General features: G+C 50.5%; 18 protein-coding genes. 8 read left to right on the top strand and 10 right to left on the bottom strand.

Features of this window, described 5'->3' with window-relative positions; all coding sequences use genetic code 11:
* Positions 1 to 20: 20 nt before the first annotated feature.
* Positions 21 to 986, bottom strand: coding sequence for a tRNA dihydrouridine synthase (locus FOC66_RS04635; protein ID WP_003747122.1), 966 nt, complete (start codon positions 984 to 986; stop codon positions 21 to 23).
* Between the two features lie 83 nt (positions 987 to 1,069).
* On the opposite strand from FOC66_RS04635, the gene FOC66_RS04630 reads away from it, so the two are divergent.
* Together FOC66_RS04630 and FOC66_RS04625 are read left to right on the top strand one after the other, a co-directional pair.
* Positions 1,070 to 2,644 carry a glycosyltransferase family 2 protein gene (locus tag FOC66_RS04630; RefSeq protein ID WP_003747120.1) on the top strand — a complete coding sequence of 525 codons (1,575 nt, stop codon included), beginning with the start codon at positions 1,070 to 1,072 and terminating at the stop codon, positions 2,642 to 2,644.
* A gap of 224 nt (positions 2,645 to 2,868) precedes the next feature.
* Positions 2,869 to 4,197 carry an anaerobic C4-dicarboxylate transporter family protein gene (locus tag FOC66_RS04625; RefSeq protein ID WP_003747117.1) on the top strand — a complete coding sequence of 443 codons (1,329 nt, stop codon included), beginning with the start codon at positions 2,869 to 2,871 and terminating at the stop codon, positions 4,195 to 4,197.
* Positions 4,198 to 4,266: 69 nt separating this feature from the next.
* On the opposite strand, the gene FOC66_RS04620 is transcribed toward FOC66_RS04625, so the two are convergent.
* A complete protein-coding gene (locus FOC66_RS04620; protein ID WP_003747116.1) occupies positions 4,267 to 4,692 on the bottom strand; it encodes a DUF4124 domain-containing protein in 426 nt (141 codons plus the stop codon).
* Positions 4,693 to 4,881: 189 nt separating this feature from the next.
* On the opposite strand from FOC66_RS04620, the gene guaB reads away from it, so the two are divergent.
* Both guaB and waaF read left to right on the top strand, forming a co-directional pair.
* Positions 4,882 to 6,345, top strand: coding sequence for an IMP dehydrogenase (gene guaB / locus FOC66_RS04615; protein WP_003747113.1), 1,464 nt, complete (start codon positions 4,882 to 4,884; stop codon positions 6,343 to 6,345).
* 294 nt (positions 6,346 to 6,639) lie between these two features.
* Complete coding sequence (waaF, locus tag FOC66_RS04610; RefSeq protein ID WP_003747112.1) at positions 6,640 to 7,659, top strand: lipopolysaccharide heptosyltransferase II; 1,020 nt, start codon at positions 6,640 to 6,642, stop codon at positions 7,657 to 7,659.
* Between the two features lie 138 nt (positions 7,660 to 7,797).
* Here the strand turns inward: waaF and FOC66_RS04605 are convergent, their stop codons facing one another.
* From FOC66_RS04605 to FOC66_RS04595, 3 genes are all read right to left on the bottom strand, one after another.
* The gene (locus tag FOC66_RS04605) at positions 7,798 to 8,772 is read right to left on the bottom strand and encodes a class 1 fructose-bisphosphatase (RefSeq protein ID WP_003747109.1); all 975 of its coding nucleotides are present in this window, start codon (positions 8,770 to 8,772) and stop codon (positions 7,798 to 7,800) included.
* A gap of 66 nt (positions 8,773 to 8,838) precedes the next feature.
* On the bottom strand, positions 8,839 to 9,192 hold the full coding sequence (locus tag FOC66_RS04600; protein WP_003747107.1) for a hypothetical protein: 354 nt from the start codon (positions 9,190 to 9,192) through the stop codon (positions 8,839 to 8,841).
* A 130-nt stretch (positions 9,193 to 9,322) separates the two neighbouring features.
* Entirely contained in the window at positions 9,323 to 10,168 is an 846-nt protein-coding gene (locus FOC66_RS04595) for a 23S rRNA (adenine(2030)-N(6))-methyltransferase RlmJ (RefSeq protein WP_003747105.1), read from the bottom strand.
* Positions 10,169 to 10,293: 125 nt separating this feature from the next.
* On the opposite strand from FOC66_RS04595, the gene FOC66_RS04590 reads away from it, so the two are divergent.
* Both FOC66_RS04590 and FOC66_RS04585 read left to right on the top strand, forming a co-directional pair.
* Entirely contained in the window at positions 10,294 to 10,908 is a 615-nt protein-coding gene (locus FOC66_RS04590; RefSeq protein WP_003747104.1) for a riboflavin synthase, read from the top strand.
* A 15-nt stretch (positions 10,909 to 10,923) separates the two neighbouring features.
* Positions 10,924 to 11,790: an ATP-binding protein gene (locus FOC66_RS04585; RefSeq protein WP_003747102.1), complete on the top strand. Its 867-nt coding sequence runs from the start codon at positions 10,924 to 10,926 to the stop codon at positions 11,788 to 11,790.
* Positions 11,791 to 11,855: 65 nt separating this feature from the next.
* Here the strand turns inward: FOC66_RS04585 and FOC66_RS04580 are convergent, their stop codons facing one another.
* Positions 11,856 to 12,284 carry a Spy/CpxP family protein refolding chaperone gene (locus FOC66_RS04580; protein ID WP_003747101.1) on the bottom strand — a complete coding sequence of 143 codons (429 nt, stop codon included), beginning with the start codon at positions 12,282 to 12,284 and terminating at the stop codon, positions 11,856 to 11,858.
* A gap of 277 nt (positions 12,285 to 12,561) precedes the next feature.
* Between FOC66_RS04580 and rpe the strand changes: the two genes are divergently transcribed.
* Positions 12,562 to 13,242: a ribulose-phosphate 3-epimerase gene (gene rpe / locus FOC66_RS04575; protein ID WP_003747099.1), complete on the top strand. Its 681-nt coding sequence runs from the start codon at positions 12,562 to 12,564 to the stop codon at positions 13,240 to 13,242.
* A 104-nt stretch (positions 13,243 to 13,346) separates the two neighbouring features.
* Here rpe and FOC66_RS04570 read toward each other — a convergent pair whose 3' ends face one another.
* Positions 13,347 to 14,729: a phosphomannomutase/phosphoglucomutase gene (locus tag FOC66_RS04570; protein ID WP_003747097.1), complete on the bottom strand. Its 1,383-nt coding sequence runs from the start codon at positions 14,727 to 14,729 to the stop codon at positions 13,347 to 13,349.
* A 121-nt stretch (positions 14,730 to 14,850) separates the two neighbouring features.
* Positions 14,851 to 15,690, bottom strand: coding sequence for a KPN_02809 family neutral zinc metallopeptidase (gene ypfJ / locus FOC66_RS04565; protein ID WP_003747096.1), 840 nt, complete (start codon positions 15,688 to 15,690; stop codon positions 14,851 to 14,853).
* Between the two features lie 186 nt (positions 15,691 to 15,876).
* Here ypfJ and FOC66_RS04560 point away from each other — a divergent pair, with 186 nt between their 5' ends.
* On the top strand, positions 15,877 to 16,374 hold the full coding sequence (locus tag FOC66_RS04560) for a YbhB/YbcL family Raf kinase inhibitor-like protein (RefSeq protein WP_002232090.1): 498 nt from the start codon (positions 15,877 to 15,879) through the stop codon (positions 16,372 to 16,374).
* A 79-nt stretch (positions 16,375 to 16,453) separates the two neighbouring features.
* Here FOC66_RS04560 and FOC66_RS04555 read toward each other — a convergent pair whose 3' ends face one another.
* Both FOC66_RS04555 and FOC66_RS04550 read right to left on the bottom strand, forming a co-directional pair.
* A complete protein-coding gene (locus FOC66_RS04555; protein ID WP_003747093.1) occupies positions 16,454 to 16,963 on the bottom strand; it encodes a peptidylprolyl isomerase in 510 nt (169 codons plus the stop codon).
* A gap of 115 nt (positions 16,964 to 17,078) precedes the next feature.
* Positions 17,079 to 18,497: an SLC13 family permease gene (locus tag FOC66_RS04550; protein ID WP_003747091.1), complete on the bottom strand. Its 1,419-nt coding sequence runs from the start codon at positions 18,495 to 18,497 to the stop codon at positions 17,079 to 17,081.
* Positions 18,498 to 18,501 lie beyond the last annotated feature (4 nt).

The following is an 18,501-nucleotide window of genomic DNA, read 5'->3' as shown; positions in this document are numbered from 1 at the left end:
ATTCAGACGGCCTTTTTGAATCATGAATGCATCTCTTGCTCGAACGACAGCAGAATCTGTTTTACTTCATCCGCTTCTTTGATGGCGCGGATACGGTCGAACAATACCTGCGCCTGTTCAAACTCTTTTTTCATCATGCCCAGCCATTGTTTCAAACGGGCAACCGGATATTTGTTGTTGGCCTCTTTGGCAAGGCATAAGTCGAAGAACTGGACTATCCATGAGGAGACTTCGGCAAAGTCGGTGTCTTTCACTGTTTCGCCGTTTTCATATTGCTTGATTTGCCGCGCCAAGTCTGGACGGATAACCGCGCCGCGCCCGAGCATCACGCTGTCGCAGCCGCTGACGGTTTTAATGTCGAGATAGTCCTGAAGGCTGAACACATCGCCGTTGGCGGTAACGGGAATACTGACTGCATCGCGGATTTTGCGCACCCATTCCCAATGTGCCGGCGGCTCGTAGCCTTCGACCTTGGTGCGCGCGTGGACGGTTAACGCGCATGCGCCGCCATTTTCAATCGCGGAGGCGCATTCCAATGCCAGACTTTTGTCTTCATAACCGAGCCGCATCTTGGCAGTCAGCGGAATGTGTTGCGGCAGGCGTTGGCGCAGGGTGCGGACGATGTGGTAAATCAAGTCGGGCTCTTTGAGCAAGACCGCGCCGCCTTTGTGTTTGTTGACCGTCGGCGCGGGGCAGCCGAAGTTGAGGTCGATTTTGTCCGCGCCGAAACGCACGGCTTCCAAAGCATTGACGGCCATGTTTTCCGCATCGCTGCCCAAAAGCTGGACAGTACAGGGCGTGCCGGCCGGCGTGCGGTTGGCATGGGCGATTTCGGGAACATATTTAAGCCAAGTGGCGCGTGAGTGGACCGTGTGCGTAATGCGGACAAATTCGCTGACGCATTCGTCAAATCCGCCGATGCGTGTCAACAGATCGCGCATCACATCGTCCACCAGCCCCTGCATGGGGGCAAGAATAAGCTGCATGAGTCAGGCCGTCTGAAAAAAGGAGGACATATTGTAGCGGTATATCGGTTAAAATACAGCTTCCTTTTTCAGACGGCCTTTTTATGATGCACACAATTCCGGCAACCGCCGCCATGTTGGTAAAAAATTCAGAACGTTATCTTTCAGAAGTTTTGAGTGCGCTGAAAGACTTTGACGAAGTCCTGCTGTTGGACAACGGCTCGACCGACCGTACTTTTGAAATTGCCAAGGGCTTTCCCAATGTCAGCTATTACAAGCATGAGTTTATCGGGTTTGGCCCGATGAAAAATCTGGCGGCCAGGCTGGCGCAAAACGATTGGATTTTCAGCATAGACAGCGATGAAGTGGCGGATGAGGCTTTAATTGAAGCCATTCGTGCGGCCGTTTTGGAAAATGAGAAGGAACATATTTTTTCGCTTTCCCGTCTGAACCATTACCACGGCCGCTTGATCAAAGGCTGCGGCTGGTATCCGGATATTATTCCGCGCCTTTACCATCGCAGATTTACCCGTTTTTCCGACCGTCAGGTGCATGAGTCTTTGGTGTTGCCACAGGAAGCCAAGGTTAAACAACTTGATGGCCGTCTGAAACATTATTCTTTTGAAAACGCCGAAGGGCTGATTCAAAAAATGCAGCAGTACAGCTCGCTGTATGCGGAAGAAAACCGCTTTAAGAAAGACAGTTCGCCGTTTAAGGCTTTGCTGCATGGCGGCGTATCGTTTGTGAAAAATTACCTGCTCAAACGCGGTTTTGCCTATGGGGCGGACGGGCTGACGATTTCGGTGTCCAACGCGCAAGGTTCGTATTACAAATATGTCAAACTCTACGAGCGCAACCGCACGATAACTGTCTCCCTCATCATCACTACCTACAATCGTCCCGATGCTCTGGAGCTGGTGTTGAAATCGGCTTTATCGCAAACCCGTCTGCCGGATGAGATTATTGTCGCGGATGACGGCTCAAGGCAGGAAACCGCCGAAGTGGTTGATTTTATCCGCCGCAGGGCAAGTATTCCGGTCAAGCATTCATGGCAGCCGGATAGAGGCTTTCGTGCCGCCGAATCGCGCAACCGTGCGCTGGCGCAGGCGAAAGGCGATTATATTGTGTTGATTGACGGCGATATGGTTTTGGATCCGTCTTTTATCGCCGATCATTTGAAGATTGCCCGCAAAGGCCGTCTGATACAGGGTTCCCGCGTGATTTTGACTGAGGATAAAACGCAGGATATTTTGGATGAAGGCGATTTGCCTGCCTTGTCTATGTTTAGCTCGGGAATAGAAAAACGGCTTTCCGCCCTGCGCTGCCGTTGTTTGGCCAAATTGGCAGGCCGCAAAGGCAACCGCAAACACAAAGGCATCAAAACCTGCAATATGGGCTTTTTCCGCAGCGATGCGCTGGCCGTCAACGGGTTTGACAATAGCTTTGTCGGTTGGGGCAGGGAAGACAGCGAATTTGTCGCCCGTTGCTATCATAATGGGATGAAACGCCATAATTTGAAATTTGCCGGTATTGCGTACCACCTCTGGCACAATGAGGCGGAACGCGATTCCTTGCCGCAAAACGATGCTTTGTTGGAGGCAACCTTGTCAGAACGCAAAATCCGCTGTGTTCATGGCGTATCAGATTTTATAAAAGATGAAGAAGTAGCCGGAAAATAGCCTTATCATTTCATCTGAATCATAGAGGCCGTCTGAAAATCTTCAGACGGCTTTTTTTGTGCTTTTGATGAGTCTATTAGTTAAATGAGAATATTATTTATTTGATGTGGATCAGTATGTATAATTAGGTAAAGTATGGTTAGGGAAGAGGGTTTACTCTATAATCCAACCGTTTGTAATTTTATTTCGGCGAAGGCCGGATTTTGGGAGTTGTGATGTCAACTATGTTTTTTATCCAGTTTGCCGTTGTGCTGCTGTGTATCCTGATTGGTGCGCAGGTTGGCGGTATTGGTTTGGGCGTGCTCGGCGGTATCGGCTTGGCCGTATTGTCTTTTGGTTTCCATCTTCAGCCGACCAGCCCGCCGATTGATGTTATGCTGATGATTATGGCGGTAGTGTCTGCCGCAGCGGCCATGCAGGCCAGCGGCGGTTTGGACTATATGATTAAAATTGCCACGCGCGTGTTGCACCGCAATCCGAAATACATCACTTTTATCGCGCCGGCGGTAACGTACACCTTCACCGTGTTGGCAGGTACGGGCCATGTGGCTTACTCGGTCTTACCCGTGATTGCCGAGGTCAGCCGCCGCAATGGCATCCGTCCTTCCCGTCCTTTGACAATGGCGGTTATCGCTTCCCAATTTGCGATTGTCGCCAGCCCGATTGCCGCTGCCGTTGTTGCCTGCGTCTCCATGCTTGAGCCGCAACACATCACGATGGCGGATGTGTTGAAAGTTACCGTTCCATCCACGATTTTGGGTATTGGTTTGGCTTGCGTGTTCGTAAACAAACTGGGCAAAGAATTGAAAGACGATCCGCATTATCAGGCTTTGTTGAAAGACCCGAACTATGTGAAAGAATACATCGATGTGGAGGAGCAAAAAACCGATGTCACCATTTCGCCGAAAGCCAAATTGTCGGTCGGTATTTTCTTGACTGCGGCATTGCTGGTGGTTGTGATGGGTGCGCTGCCTGAGTTGCGTCCGGCTTTTGAACACGATGGCGCGATCAAGCCTATGGGCATGGCGCATACGATTGAAATTGTGATGTTGTCTGCTTCTGCGCTGATTATTTTGGCGTGTAAGCCCAATGGCGATGCGATTACCCGAGGCTCGGTATTCCACGCCGGTATGCGTGCCGTGATTGCAGTGTTTGGCGTGGCTTGGTTGGGCGATACCTTGATGAACGGCCACTTGGCAGAAGTGGAATCGACCGTCAGCCATTTGGTCGAATCTGCACCGTGGACCTTTGCCTTCGCCCTGTTTGTCTTGTCGGTCTTGGTCAACAGCCAAGGCGCGACGGTGGCGACACTGTTTCCAATCGCCATCAAACTGGGTATTCCTGCGCCCATCATCATCGGCACATTTGTTGCGGTAAACGGTTATTTCTTCATTCCAAACTACGGTCCGATTATCGCTTCCATCGACTTTGACGTAACCGGCTCAACCAGAATCGGCAAATACATCTTCAACCACAGCTTCATGATTCCGGGCTTGTTGAGCATGGCATTTAGTCTGGCTTTCGGTTTGTTGTTGGTTCAACTGTATTATTGATGGACTGAACAATGAAGGCCGTCTGAAATTAAATTTCAGACGGCCTTTTTGATATTGATATTCGAGAACTTAATTGCAGTATTTATTGACGTCGTTTTGGTATTGTTTAATCAGGCTGTCGCGATTGGCCAAGCGTGCGCTTTCAGCGACTTGGCGGTTGATTTTGGCGATTTTGCAGTTTTCCAGCTTGTTTTGGCGGTTTTGCTCTTCGATTTTTTTATTGCGTTCTTCAATTTGTTTGTTTTGTTCCGCAACCTGTTCGTTGGGTTGCTCGGCAACCGGCTCAGATGCCGCCGCAGCAGGCGCAACGGCAGGTTTGACGTTGTGCGTGCGGATGTTGACCACGCCGGAACGCTTCGGTTGCAGGCGGTTTGGCGTATCGGAATAGCTGTTGCCCGATGCGCCTTTCCAAGTGTACACCTCGGCCGCACCGGTCAGGGCGGCGGAAGAGAGAAGGGCTGCTATCAGACAGGTTTTGAGTACGGAAGATTTCATGGGTTTCCCTTATGTAAATGATGTTCTCATGCGGCTTATTTTACTTGAAACTGCAATGCGTTGGCATATTTTTGTACGCTAGATCAAATCATGTAAAAAAATAACGTTAAAACATGTATTGCCAATGTTAGCATCAAGCCGGTGTGATATAATGCCGTGCATCTTGCACAAACTGAAAGACCGAGCATCATGCGTATTGTAGAAAAAGCCTATACTTTCGACGACGTTTTGTTGGTTCCAGCGCACTCAAACGTGCTGCCTCGAGATGTCAAACTTCAAACCAAACTCACCCGCGATATCACGCTCAACCTCCCTCTACTTTCTGCTGCAATGGATACCGTTACCGAAGCGCGTCTGGCCATCTCTATGGCTCAAGAAGGCGGCATCGGCATTATCCATAAAAACATGACGCCGGAGTTGCAAGCGCGTGCCGTTTCCAAAGTGAAGCGCCATGAGAGCGGCGTGGTGAAAGATCCCGTTACCGTTGCGCCGACCGCATTGATCCGCGACGTATTGGAAATGCGCGCACAACGCAAACGTAAAATGTCCGGTCTGCCTGTTGTTGAAAACGGCAAAGTGGTCGGTATCGTGACCAACCGCGACCTGCGTTTTGAAAACCGTGTCGATCTGCCTGTTTCTGCCATCATGACCCCCCGCAACCGTTTGGTTACCGTTCCTGAAGGTACCAGCATTGATGAAGCACGCGAGATCATGCATGCGCACAAAGTGGAACGCGTTTTGGTATTGAACGACCAAGACGAACTCAAAGGTCTGATTACCGTTAAAGATATTCTCAAAACAACCGAATTCCCTAATGCCAGCAAAGATGCCGAAGGCCGTCTGCGCGTCGGTGCTGCGGTAGGTACCGGCGGCGATACCGAAGAGCGCGTCAAAGCATTGGTAGAAGCCGGTGTGGACGTGATTGTAGTCGATACTGCCCACGGTCATAGCCAAGGCGTTATCGATCGCGTGCGCTGGGTCAAAGAAACCTATCCGCACATTCAAGTCATCGGCGGCAATATCGCGACTGCCCAAGCCGCTTTGGATTTGGTGGCCGCCGGTGCGGATGCCGTTAAAGTCGGTATCGGCCCGGGCTCGATTTGTACGACCCGTATCGTGGCAGGCGTGGGCGTGCCTCAGCTGACTGCGATTCACAATGTTTCCGAAGCCCTGAAAGGTACAGGCGTTCCCCTGATTGCCGACGGCGGTATCCGCTTCTCCGGCGATATTGCCAAAGCTCTGGCAGCAGGTGCATACAGCGTCATGCTCGGCGGTATGTTTGCCGGTACGGAAGAAGCACCGGGCGAAATCGAACTCTACCAAGGCCGCTCTTACAAGTCTTACCGCGGCATGGGTTCGTTGGGTGCAATGAGCCAAGGCTCCGCCGACCGCTACTTCCAAGACAAAACCGACAGCACAGACAAATATGTTCCTGAAGGCATTGAAGGTCGCGTGCCTTACAAAGGCCCGATTGTGAACATCATCCACCAATTGACCGGCGGTCTGCGCTCCAGCATGGGTTACTTGGGTTGCGCCAATATTGCTGAAATGCACGAGAAAGCAGAATTTGTGGAAATCACTTCTGCCGGTATGAGCGAATCCCACGTTCACGACGTACAAATCACTAAAGAAGCGCCTAACTACCATCGTTAAACCACTATAAAAAGGTCGTCTGAAAATATTTCAGACGGCCTTTCTGTTTTTATAAAGTTTTAAAAATGAAGAGAATATTGCTTGCCGCCGTTCGGTCTGTTGTCTCAGGTTGGGTATTTGTAGAATTTACCAGATAAATTGGGAAGACAAACGCTTCATGCGCTCAAACCAGAGTACATCTGTTGAAATGACATGTATCAAATAGTTAGTTTTGTTCCGGGCGATTAAACCAAGTTTCAGACGGCCTTTTAAAAATCGTATTACAATAAGCCAAAATTAAAAACACATTCCATTATGTCCAAAAAAATCCTGATTATTACCCCAAGCTGGATTGGCGACTGCGTCATGACCCAACCGCTTTATCGCCGTTTGCATGAGCTGCATCCCGGCTGCACCATTGATGCTTTTGCGCCCAAATGGTCGATGGCCGTATTTGAGCGTATGCCTGAAATCAACCGTGTGATGGAAAACCCGTTTGGACATGGTGCGTTGGAATTGAAAAAACGCTGGCGTATCGGGTGTGAATTGGGAAAAGAAGGCTATGATCAAGTGATTGTTTTGCCCGGTTCGCTCAAATCCGCCATTATTGCCTTGGCTACGGGCATCAAGCAGCGTACGGGCTACGTCGGCGAGTCGCGCTATTTTTTGCTGAACGATATCCGCAAGTTGGATAAGGCCGCGTTGCCTCTGATGGTCGACCGCTATACTGCGCTGGCGCATCCGACCCAAGCGGATTTTAACGGGCATTCCGATAATCCTTGTTTCACGATTGATCCCGAAAGCCGTCAAGCCGCTTTGGTAAAACATGGTTTGACGACGGATAAACCGATTTTGGCATTTTGTCCCGGTGCGGAATATGGCCCGGCCAAGCGTTGGCCTGCGCGTCATTTTGCCGAACTCGGCCGCCGCTATTTGGCTAAGGGTTGGCAGGTTTGGCTGTTTGGTTCGCAAAAAGATTTCGATATTGCAGATGAAATCAACCGGCTTTCAGACGGCCTGTGTACCAATCTTTGCGGCAAAACCAATCTTTCGGAGGCGATTGATTTGTTGTCTTGCGCCGATACGGTCGTGTGCAACGACAGCGGTCTGATGCACCTTGCGGCCGCGCTTGATCGGAAATTGGTTGCGGTTTACGGTTCATCAAGCCCTGACCATACGCCGCCTCTCAGCCAAAAGGCGAAAATCGTCAGCTTGAATTTGGATTGCTCGCCTTGTTTCAAGCGCGAATGTCCGTTGGGGCACACGGATTGTTTGAACAAGCTGACGCCGGATATAGTGCAAAAAGCGGCGGAAGAGCTGGCTCGTTCGGTGTAATCCCAATAAAGGTTAGATGGAAAGCAGCAAAGGGCAGATTTGAGTCTGCCTTTTGATTTTTTGTTTCTTTTATTTTTTGACGAAAGGCCGTCTGAAAATCATATTTCAGACGGCCTTTTTGGGTTTCAATACATCCGATTATTTTTGATGCAGATTGTAAACGTATTCGACTTCTTCGCGGCTGCCCATGAATACGGCAACACGTTGGTGCAGGCCGGTAGGTTGGATGTCGAGCATGGCTTCGATGGAGTTGTTTGATGCGCCGCCGGCCTGTTCCATAATCAGGCTCATCGGGTTGGCTTCGTACATCAGGCGAAGTTTGCCCGGTTTGGATGGGTCGCGTTTGTCTTGCGGATACATGAATACGCCGCCGCGCATCAGGATGCGGTGGATTTCAGCAACCATGCTGGCTACCCAGCGCATATTGTAGTTTTTGCCGCGTACGCCGGTTTCGCCTGCCAGCAATTCGTCAATGTATTGTTGAACAGGGGCGAACCAATGTCTTTGGTTGGACATATTGATGGCGAATTCTTTAGTGGATTCGGGAACGCGCGGATTTTCTTTGGTCAGCAGGAATTGGTTGGCATCGTCCAGAGTGAAGACGAATACGCCGTAACCGACAGTCAGTACCAGTTGGGTTTGCGGACCGTATAAAACATAACCTGCGGCCACTTGGTCGCGGCCTTTTTGCAGGAAGGATTCGGTAGTCAATGCGCCTTCAGGTTTGGCCAAGACGGAGAAAATAGTGCCGACGGAGATGTTGACGTCGATATTGGAAGAGCCGTCCAGCGGGTCAAACAATACCAAATAGCCGCCGTTTTCGTGTGTGGCGACATAGGTGTCTTCTTCTTCGCTGGCAAGGCCTGCGATGTTGGCATTGGCTTTTAAAACATCAATCATGATGTTGTTGGCGATGACATCGAGTTTCTTTTGGTCTTCGCCTTGGATGTTGCCGGTACCGGCCATGCCCAAAACGCCGGAAAGCGCGCCGAGGCGGACTTTTGCGTTGATGTCCAAACAGGCAGCGGCTACGGATTCCAGTACGCCGGCCAGCTCTTGCGGCAGTTTGTGTTCGGGCAGATGTTGGGCTAAGAATTGGTTCAATGTCTTCATGTTTCACTCTTTTCCTAAGTTTGAATCGAATATTTTTCAATTTCAGGCCGTCTGAAAACGGCGTGTTCATTTGGTTTTGCTCTCGGCCATGCCTAAAACTTCTTTAGTGCAGGCGATGCTGACGTCCTTGATGCGTTTTTTCAGCTCGTCGCTCATGGTATTGCTGCCGCCTAAAAGCGAGGTCGCTTCTTCGGGGCTGATTTTATCAACTGTTTTTTCGCCGATACAGCGGCAGATTTTTTCAGTGGTCGCGGAATCAAACGGGCTTTTTCCTGCGGCTTTTTCTACGCAGGCTTCGGTTGCCGAGCGGACAAATTCGGTGCGGAAACTTTGGGTAAATTCTTCTTTAAATTCGTTTTTTACAGATTCGCTGCATGCGCAAAGCAGGAGCGTGCAGGCTAGGGGTGTGCGTATATTCATGAGTGGACGGCCGTTAATTGTTATGTTGTGAATTGTAGTGGAAAAAGGCTTAAGTATAAAGGGTTAAGGCCGTCTGAACAGGTATGAAGAAAAAATCGAAGCGCTTGGGTCTATGTTCAGATGGCAGCGTTTATTTCGTTTTACTTTCCAATACATAATGCGCACCGGCATCTTGCGCCAAAATTTTGGAAAGTCCGGGCAGATTGTTTTGCAACTGTTCGGCAAGCATATAGGGCGGATTGATGACGAATATGCCGCTGCCGTGCATACCGAAGCCGTCGCTGCGCGGCGTATGGACATGAAGCTCGGCGTGCAGATGATTGTCGGGAGCGATTTTTTTGAGTTCGTCAGGCAGTTTGCGGCTTTCTTCGCGGCTCAGGCAAGGATACCAAACCATGTAGCAGCCGGTTTCAAAGCGTTTCAAAGCATCTTTCAAAACTTGGACGACACGGCGGTAGTCTTGTTTTTCTTCGTAGGGCGGATCAATCAAGACGGCGGCTCGGCGGGGCGGGGGAGGCAAGAGTGAAATCAAACCTTGATAACCGTCCGCTTGGCTGACTTGTACTTTGCGCGGCGGATGGACTTCGCGCATATTGTTTTGCAAATGGACAAAATCGGCAGGGTGCAACTCAAAGAGGCGCATTTTGTCGCTGTCGCGCGTGAGCGCCTGTGCCAGCCAAGGCGAGCCGCAGTAAAGGTTGTCTTGCGGCAGGATTTGTTTCAGACGGCCGACAAATTCGGCCAATTCGGCAGGCAGCTTGTCAGCTTGTTCCAAGAGCGCAATGCCCTGTTTGTATTCACCGACTTTTTGCGCTTCATCGCCGCTCAAATCATACAAACCGGCACCACTGTGCGTATCGGTATACCAATAAGGCTTGTCTTTGCGGTTGAAATATTCGAGGACGAGGAAGAGGGTAAAGTGCTTGAGCATATCGGCATGGTTGCCGGCATGGAAGGCGTGGCGGTAGCTGAGCATGATCGGGCGGCGGAAATAAAAATCCGATTATACCCCAAACCATCACCATCACCGCTTTCAGACGGCCTTTGTGCCTGGAAAATGCTACAATATCCGCCTTATCGTACCATCGGAAAGAAGACATCATGTTTACAGGCATCGTACAAGGCATGGGCAAAATTACGGACATCGTCCAACCTTCGCCCGACTTTCGTACCCACACAGTCGAGCTGCCCCCTGAAATCGCCGACAATCTGCAAACCGGCGCCTCTGTCGCCAACAACGGCTGCTGCCTGACCATTACCCGAATCGACGGCAACAAAGTCAGCTTTGATTTGATGGACGAAACCTTACGCAAAACCAATCTCGGCAGCTTGAAAGTCGGCGACAGTGTCAATTTGGAACGCGCGGCGCGGTTTGGCGATGAAATCGGCGGCCATGTGATGAGCGGCCATGTGATGGCGGTTACCCGAATTTCCCGTATCGAATCCAGCGAGTTCAACCGTACAGTTTGGTTTGAGCTGCCGGAAAACCTCAAACCCTACATCCTGACCAAAGGCTTTGTCGGTTTGGACGGTTGCAGCCTGACCATAGGCGAAGTCAGCGACAGCGAATTTTGCGTACACCTGATTCCTGAGACTTTGGAGCGTACCCTGTTTGGCAGCCGCAAAGAAGGCGACCTCATCAATATTGAAATCGATCCGCAAACCCAAGCCGTTGTCGATACCGTTATGCGGGTATTGGCGCAAAAGGCCGTCTGAAAAAAGAAAGCCGAAATGAAATTATCTAATTTTTTGAAAAAAGCGAATTCCGTTTTAAACCGTCTGGATTTAATCCTGCCTGACGAAGCCGGTAAAACCGACTGGCGCGCTTTGGCCTACCGTTGGCACAGCGTGGGCAAAAAAGGTATTTTGGAAAGTCTGCCGCGTCCGCATACGTTTCCTTTGAGCCGATTGGCGGCAGTCGGTTCGCAAACCGACAGGCTGAAACGCAATACCGAGCAATTTTTGGCAGGCCGTCCGGCAAATAATGTCTTGATGACCGGCGCACGCGGTACGGGCAAATCTTCCTTGGTTAAAGCGTTGTTGCACGAATACGCCGAGCGCGGCCTGCGACTGATTGAAGTGGATAAAAGCGATTTGATCAGCTTGCCGGCTTTGTTGACGCTGTTGTCCGAACGCCCCGAGAAATTTATCGTTTTCTGCGATGATTTGTCGTTTGAAACCGGCGATGAAACCTATAAAGCCTTGAAAACTGCTTTAGACGGCGGATTGTCGCAACGTTGCACCAATGTTTTGGTTTATGCAACTTCCAACCGCCGTCATTTAATTCCCGAATACATGGATGAAAACGGCGGTACTACGGGCACTCGCGGCGAAATCCATCAGAAAGAGGCCGTCGAGGAGAAAATTTCCCTTTCCGACCGCTTCGGCTTATGGCTGAGTTTTTATCCTTTCGACCAAAACGATTATTTGACCGCCGTAGCCAACTGGTTGGACGATTTCAATGTGCCTTTTGACGATACCGCGCGCAAAGCCGCGTTGCAATGGGCGCAAATGCGCGGCAGCCGTTCAGGCCGCTCGGCATGGCAGTTTGCCTGCGACTGGGCAGGACGCTTGCCGGAAGAAAGAGTGTTGGATTAAGGCTGAAAAAAGCAAAGGCCGTCTGAATATGGTTTCAGACGGCCTTTTGTATTTTTATTTATCCATCAGCGCAAACATGAAGACAACCACTGCTGGCGTTGGCGCGGATTGAGCAGATGATAGAGGCGGTATTGGATTTCCATTTCATCCACTGCATAGTCCATGCTGGAGAGGTAGCGGCTTTCAACATAGTCGCGGGCGGCGTTTGAATCGAATGAGTCGCCGGAGAGGATTTTGATGATGGTTTGACGGCGGTTGCGGTCGGAGCGTACGGTTTTGCGGTAGGCTTTATCGTTGATTTGTTTGAAGTCGGTACGCAGGCGGCGCAGGGCGGCGTGTTGGTCGGCGGATAGATTAAGCTGTCGGATATCGCAATTGGGGTGGAAGTCGTCCAAAGTGGCCAGAAACGGACCGGCATGGGCAGGCAGGCTGGAACAGAGTAGGACGAGTGCTAAGAAAGTAAAAGTCGGATAGCGGGAAAGTGCGACAGACACGGTGTTTTCCTAATGTTTCATCAGGTTTGGAAATATAACCGATTAGCGTGTGAAAGGCAGTATCAAAGCAGTTAACTTTTGTTAATGATGTTAGATTTTTCTGCACATGTATGTATTCAAATAATTTATTTTCAAAGCCTTACAATTTGATTTTAAGTTTCATTAATGTATGTGAAATGTAAATTCATAAAAATGACGGTAGAGATGTTGTCGGCAGCATACAACATAGGGGCAAAAATGCGATAATGACAAAGGAACACACTTTAGGAGAACAAACATGACCGACTACCGTATCGCCCCCAGTATTTTGTCTGCCGATTTTGCCCGCTTGGGCGAAGAGGTTGCCGAAGTTATCCGCGCCGGTGCGGATTTGATTCATTTTGACGTGATGGACAATCATTATGTGCCGAATCTGACTTTCGGCCCTATGGTTTGCGCGGCTTTGAAACCGTATGCAACCGTGCCGGTCGATGTGCATTTGATGGTTGAGCCGGTGGACGATTTGATTCATGCGTTTGCCAAAGCCGGTGCCAATATCATTACTTTTCATCCGGAAGCCAGCCGCCATGTCGATCGCAGCTTGGGTTTGATTAAAGAATACGGCTGTCAGGCAGGCTTGGTATTGAATCCTGCTACGCCGGTCAATATTCTGGAAAACGTTTTGGATAAACTGGATATGGTGTTGCTGATGTCGGTCAACCCGGGTTTTGGCGGACAAAGCTTTATCCCGAATACGCTGGTGAAAATCCGCAAAGTGCGCGAGATGTTGGACGAGTACGAATGGCAAAGCGGCCGCCATATCGCATTGGAAGTCGATGGCGGTGTGAAGACAGACAATATTGCAGAAATTGCAGCGGCAGGTGCGGATACGTTTGTGGCCGGTTCGGCGATTTTTGGCAAACCGGATTACAAAGCCGTTATCGATGAAATGCGCCAACAGTTGGCGCAAATCGGGTAACTAAGCCGGGATATTCTTAGTTTTGAAACTTTGGAATAACAATATTGAATATTAAAGGCCGTCTGAAATGATTTTCAGACGGCCTTTTGTTTTAGCCTAAACCCTTACAGCGGCCATTTCAATGCAGGATTGCTTTCAATGACTGCTTTGAATTGGTTTTGGATACGCTCAATTGCTTCTTGTGTATCCGCTTCAAAACGCAACACCAAAATCGGTGTGGTATTGGAAGCACGCATCAGGCCGAAGCCGTCGGGGAATTCAACGCGCAAGCCGTCGATGGTGATGATTTCGGTCGCACCTTCAAACTTGGCATTGGAAGCCAGCTCTTCAATCACTTTGTGGCCGTTGCTGCCTTCCGGCAGGTCGATGTTGAGTTCCGGAGTGGAAATGCTTTGCGGCAGCTTGTTCAACACTTCGGATGGATTGTCGAAGGCAGACAGGATTTCCAAGAGGCGTGCGCCGGCATACATACCGTCGTCGAAGCCGAACCAGCGTTCTTTAAAGAAGATGTGTCCGCTCATTTCGCCGGCAACCAGTGCGCCGGTCTTTTTCATGGTGGATTTGATGAAGCTGTGGCCGGTTTTCTCCATGACAGGATCACCGCCGTGTTCTTTAATCCAAGGCGCGAGCAGGCGGGTGGATTTGACGTCGAAAATCACTTTGGCTTTAGGATTGCGGCTCAACACGTCTTGCGCGAAAAGCATCAGTTGGCGGTCCGGATAGATGATGTTGCCGTCTTTGGTAACCACGCCCAAGCGGTCGGCATCGCCGTCAAATGCCAAGCCGATTTCGGCATCGCCGTTTTTGAGCTCGACAATGAGGTCTTGCAGGTTTTTCGGTTTGGAAGGGTCGGGGTGGTGGTTAGGGAAATTGCCGTCCACTTCGCAGAAAAGTTCGGTTACTTCGTTGCCCAAGCCTTTGTAGAGTTTACCCGCGAATGCGCCGCCGACACCGTTGCCCGCGTCGATGGCGATTTTCATCGGGCGTTTGAGCTTGATGTGGCCGACGATATTGTTGTGGTATTCGCCGGAGATGTCTTTTTCGGTTACGCTGCCTTGTTTGTCGGCGGCAACAAAACCGTCTTTTTCAATAATGGCTAAAAGTTCTTGAATGGCTTCGCCTGCGAGCGTGTCGCCGCCGAGCATCATTTTGAAACCGTTGTAATCGGGCGGATTGTGGCTGCCGGTAATCATTACGCCGCTGCCGCCGCATTCGTTGATGGCTGCGAAGTAGAGCATAGGGGTGGCAACCATGCCGACGTTGAGGACGTCGATGCCGCTGTCTGTGAAACCGCGTTGAATTTGTGCCATCAGGCCGGGACCGCTCAAACGGCCGTCGCGACCGAATGCGATGCGGGTAATGCCTTTTTCTAAGGCTTTGGTGGCAATGGCTTTGCCGATTAAGTAGGCAGCTTCGTCGGTCAGGGTTTTACCGACGATGCCCCGGATGTCGTAGGCTTTGAAAATGTCGCGGGCGATATTTGCCATGTGGATTTCCTTTGAATTTAAGGGAAAATAATAGGCGTTATTCTAACACGGCTAAAAGGCCGTCTGAAGAATTCAGACGGCCTTTTATCGTTACATCAAAGAACAGTGTTGTTTGGACGAATCAATTGTTGAAAGTGTTGCACTGGTTGATATCGCCGCTTTCCAAGCCGCGCTTGAGCCAAGTCATGCGTTCTTCGGACGAGCCATGGGTAAAGCTGTCGGGAACGACATAGCCCTGAGCCTGTTTCTGCAAGCGGTCGTCGCCGACGGATTCGGCGGCAAGCATCGCTTTTTGAATGTCTTCTGTTTTGAAGATATTGTTGTTGACGGCGTAGTGTCCCCAAATACCAGCGAAACAGTCGGCCTGCAATTCGAGTTTGACGGAAAGGGCATTGGCCTCTTTTTTGCCGACTTGCTGTTGCATTTTGTGGACTTTAGGCAGAATGCCGAGCAGGTTTTGAACGTGATGGCCGACTTCATGGGCAATAACGTAGGCAAACGCGGCATCGCTGGCGGATTCGAGCTTGGTGCGCATGTCTTCGTAGAAACTCAAATCCAAATAAACTCTTTGGTCGCCCGGACAGTAAAACGGGCCCATGGCAGATTGGCCCGTACCACAGGCGGTGGACGTACTGCTTTCATACAACACCATGGTTGTCGGTGTGTAGTGTTGCCCGTGTTGCTGGAAATATTTACTCCATGCTTTTTCGGTATCAGCAAGGACGACACGGGACAGTTCTTTCAACTCGGCTTCTTGTTGGCTGTCGAGTCGGGAAGCTTGCTGGGTAGGAATGCCCATCGAAGATGAGCCGCCAACCAAACCGCTCAAATCCACGCCGTAATATGCGCCGACCAAAACCACGATAATGCCGAGTATGCCCGGCATTTTGCCGCCACCGCCGCCACGGCTTCCGCGGCGATCTTCGACGTTTTGGCTTTGTTCACGGCCTTTCCAATCCATAATGCGTATCCTGTGTAGTTTTCATGCGGCGGATTATACTATGGAATGCCAAATGTGTTTGATCGAATTGTGAATATTGCTTGAGGCCGTCTGAAAATGCGACATCGGGAAAGTGAAACAGGCAGTATCTTTCAGACGGCCTTGGTGTTTGTTAGAATGAATAAACCTACTATTGGGAGATATAAGATGAAAGTCAGCAGTAAAGCTATTGTCAACGGCGAATTTGAAGACAAATACGGCAAGCGCGGCAGCCAGTTCAGCCCGAGCGGTATGCCTTCTTATTCGATTCCTTTTGAGATTGAAGATGCACCTGAAGGAACAAAATCGTTTGCCGTGGTGTTGGAAGACAAAGATGCCATTTCAGCATCGGGTTTCGTATGGACGCATTGGTTGATTTCGGATTTGAAACGTACTTCCGTGGCAGAAAATGAAAGTATTTCTGCAACAGATTTTACGCAGGGCGCGAATACTTGGGCGAGCGCGTTGGGTAAGTTTGAAATCGAAGAGGCTTCGTTTTACGGCGGTATGGCGCCACCGAACAACCGCCATCGTTATGAACTGATTGTGTACGCGCTGGACACTGTTTTGGATTTACCGCGCGGTTTCCGCTTTAATGAGCTGCATTTTGCCATGCAGGGCCATGTGTTGGATTCGGCATGCGTGGTCGGTACTTATGATGTGTGAAGGTATCGTCATTAATGATTGAAAAACAGCCTGTCCGTTTTGAATTCGGACAGGCTGTTTTTATGGGAAATCAAATCAATTAAACCACTTCGGCTTTGGTGATGATGACGGGTTCGGTCGGTACATCGTCGTGGTAGCCGTGGCGTTTGGTAGAAACGCCTTCGATGGCATCGACCACGTCAAAACCGTCAACGACTTTACCGAATACGGCGTAGCCCCAGTCTTGGACGACGGTTTTGCCGTACAGTTCTTTAGAGCGGAAGTTCAGGAAAGCGTTGTCGGCAGTGTTGATGAAGAATTGCGCGCTGGCAGAGTGAGGATCGGAAGTACGCGCCATGGCGATGGTGTATTTTTCGTTAGGCAAACCGTTGGATGCTTCGTTTTGAATCGGATCGCGGGTTTCTTTTTCGTTCATGTTTTCATCCATGCCGCCACCTTGAATCATGAAGCCTTTGATGACACGGTGGAAGATTACGCCGTCGTAGAAGCCGTCTTTAACGTATTGCTCGAAATTTTTAGCAGTAACGGGGGCTTTGTCGAAATCGAGTTCGATTTTGATGTCGCCTTTGTTGGTGTGCAGGATAATCATGGGTTTCCTTTCGTTAGAATCCGGTTTTAATCATTCGTTAAATTGTGTCTGAACGACAAACTTCAAGGCCGTCTGAAAAATATTCTTTCAGACGGCCTGGACTATGTTTACGGGTTTACGGCATCAGGACGAAATAAGCCCACAGCGCAACCAATACGATACAGAGGACGTTCAGCAATAAGCCGACATTCATCATTTCGCGTTGTTTAATCAAGCCCGTACCGAACACAATCGCGTTAGGCGGCGTAGCAACCGGCAGCATGAACGCGCAAGATGCGCCAATGCCGATAACGAATACCAAGACTTGTTCAGGCAGCCCCATTTGCGTAGCGATGCTGGCGAAAATGGGTACGAGCAGCGCGGCGGAGGCGGTGTTACTGGTGAATTCGGTCAGGAAGATGATGAAGGCGGCAACCACGAAAATCACCAGCAACGCAGGAGAGTGGGAGAAGGTGGAGGCAACCTGTTGACCCAATGCTTCGGACGCGCCGGAAGATTGCAGCAACGCGCTCAAACTGATACCGCCGCCGAAGAGCATCAATACACCCCAGTCGGTATTGCGCGCGACTTCTTTCCATTGCGCCACGCCGAATACGACGACGGCAACGGCGGCAATCAGGGCAATGACGGTGTCGGGGTTGGAAATACCGAATGCAGCTTTGATTTTGGAGCTGAATACCCAAGCAACGGCGGCAGCCAAGAAAATCAACAATGCGATCACGCGGTGCAGCGTCCAAGGGATAGACTCCTCTTTAACTTCCACGCGCTCGTTCAAATTAGGTTTGAGGATGACATACATGGAGAACAGCATCAGCGGCAGGATCAACAGCATCATCGGCAGGCCGAGCTTCATCCAGCCGACGAAGTCCAAGTTCAGCGCTTTGGCGGCAATCATGTTTGGCGGCGAACCGACCACGGTGCCCAAACCGCCGATACTGGCGCAGTAGGCGATGCCGAGTAGGACGAAAACGTAGGTTTTGCGTTCTTTTTCTTGATCGAGGTGGCTCATCATACCCATGGCCAAAGGCAGCATCATGGCGGCGGTCGCGGTATTGCTGATCCACATGGACAGGAAGGCGGTAACGGCAAACAGCATCAATACGGCCACTTTCATATTGCCGCGCGACAGGCGCAACAGGCTGACGGCGATTTTACGGTCGAGGCGCTGCATGTGCAGGGCGGTGGCAAGTGCGAAACCGCCGAAGAAGATGTAAATCGTCGGATCGGCAAAGCCCGCCATCGCCTTTTTGATGTCCATGTCGGGGAAGCCGAGTACGACGGCGAGAATCGGCACCATCAATGCGGTTACCGTGATGTGGACGGCTTCGGTAAACCAAAGCGCGGCAACGAAAATCAACAGCGCGATGCCTTTGTTGGCGTCGGGGCTGTAAGGTAGGACGCTGTAAATGCCGAAACAGACGACGGCGGAGATGATGGTGGTCAGCAGGCCCTTAAAGTCGGTAATCGGCTTTTGCGCACTGAGCAGCTCGACGTTTTCCGGATGCTGGGTTTTGTCCTTTGCGTGCAGATCCATAGAA

This window comes from Neisseria mucosa, assembly GCF_013267835.1.
Taxonomy (GTDB): Bacteria; Pseudomonadota; Gammaproteobacteria; order Burkholderiales; family Neisseriaceae; genus Neisseria.
The sequence above is the reverse complement of the archived record's forward strand: the minus strand, read 5'-3'. Positions and strand labels throughout refer to the sequence as shown.

Bases quoted from the DNA above. Each gene is read 5' to 3' on its own strand.
- FOC66_RS04600 (WP_003747107.1), bottom strand. From the start codon at position 9,192: ATGAATATACGCACACCCCTAGCCTGCACGCTCCTGCTTTGCGCATGC.
- ypfJ (WP_003747096.1), bottom strand. From the start codon at position 15,690: ATGGATTGGAAAGGCCGTGAACAAAGCCAAAACGTCGAAGATCGCCGC.
- FOC66_RS04590 (WP_003747104.1), top strand. From the start codon at position 10,294: ATGTTTACAGGCATCGTACAAGGCATGGGCAAAATTACGGACATCGTC.
- FOC66_RS04595 (WP_003747105.1), bottom strand. From the start codon at position 10,168: ATGCTCAGCTACCGCCACGCCTTCCATGCCGGCAACCATGCCGATATG.
- FOC66_RS04630 (WP_003747120.1), top strand. From the start codon at position 1,070: ATGATGCACACAATTCCGGCAACCGCCGCCATGTTGGTAAAAAATTCA.
- FOC66_RS04635 (WP_003747122.1), bottom strand. From the start codon at position 986: ATGCAGCTTATTCTTGCCCCCATGCAGGGGCTGGTGGACGATGTGATG.
- FOC66_RS04620 (WP_003747116.1), bottom strand. From the start codon at position 4,692: ATGAAATCTTCCGTACTCAAAACCTGTCTGATAGCAGCCCTTCTCTCT.
- FOC66_RS04560 (WP_002232090.1), top strand. From the start codon at position 15,877: ATGAAAGTCAGCAGTAAAGCTATTGTCAACGGCGAATTTGAAGACAAA.
- FOC66_RS04625 (WP_003747117.1), top strand. From the start codon at position 2,869: ATGTTTTTTATCCAGTTTGCCGTTGTGCTGCTGTGTATCCTGATTGGT.
- FOC66_RS04585 (WP_003747102.1), top strand. From the start codon at position 10,924: ATGAAATTATCTAATTTTTTGAAAAAAGCGAATTCCGTTTTAAACCGT.
- FOC66_RS04570 (WP_003747097.1), bottom strand. From the start codon at position 14,729: ATGGCAAATATCGCCCGCGACATTTTCAAAGCCTACGACATCCGGGGC.
- FOC66_RS04550 (WP_003747091.1), bottom strand. From the start codon at position 18,497: ATGGATCTGCACGCAAAGGACAAAACCCAGCATCCGGAAAACGTCGAG.
- waaF (WP_003747112.1), top strand. From the start codon at position 6,640: ATGTCCAAAAAAATCCTGATTATTACCCCAAGCTGGATTGGCGACTGC.
- guaB (WP_003747113.1), top strand. From the start codon at position 4,882: ATGCGTATTGTAGAAAAAGCCTATACTTTCGACGACGTTTTGTTGGTT.
- rpe (WP_003747099.1), top strand. From the start codon at position 12,562: ATGACCGACTACCGTATCGCCCCCAGTATTTTGTCTGCCGATTTTGCC.
- FOC66_RS04555 (WP_003747093.1), bottom strand. From the start codon at position 16,963: ATGATTATCCTGCACACCAACAAAGGCGACATCAAAATCGAACTCGAT.
- FOC66_RS04605 (WP_003747109.1), bottom strand. From the start codon at position 8,772: ATGAAGACATTGAACCAATTCTTAGCCCAACATCTGCCCGAACACAAA.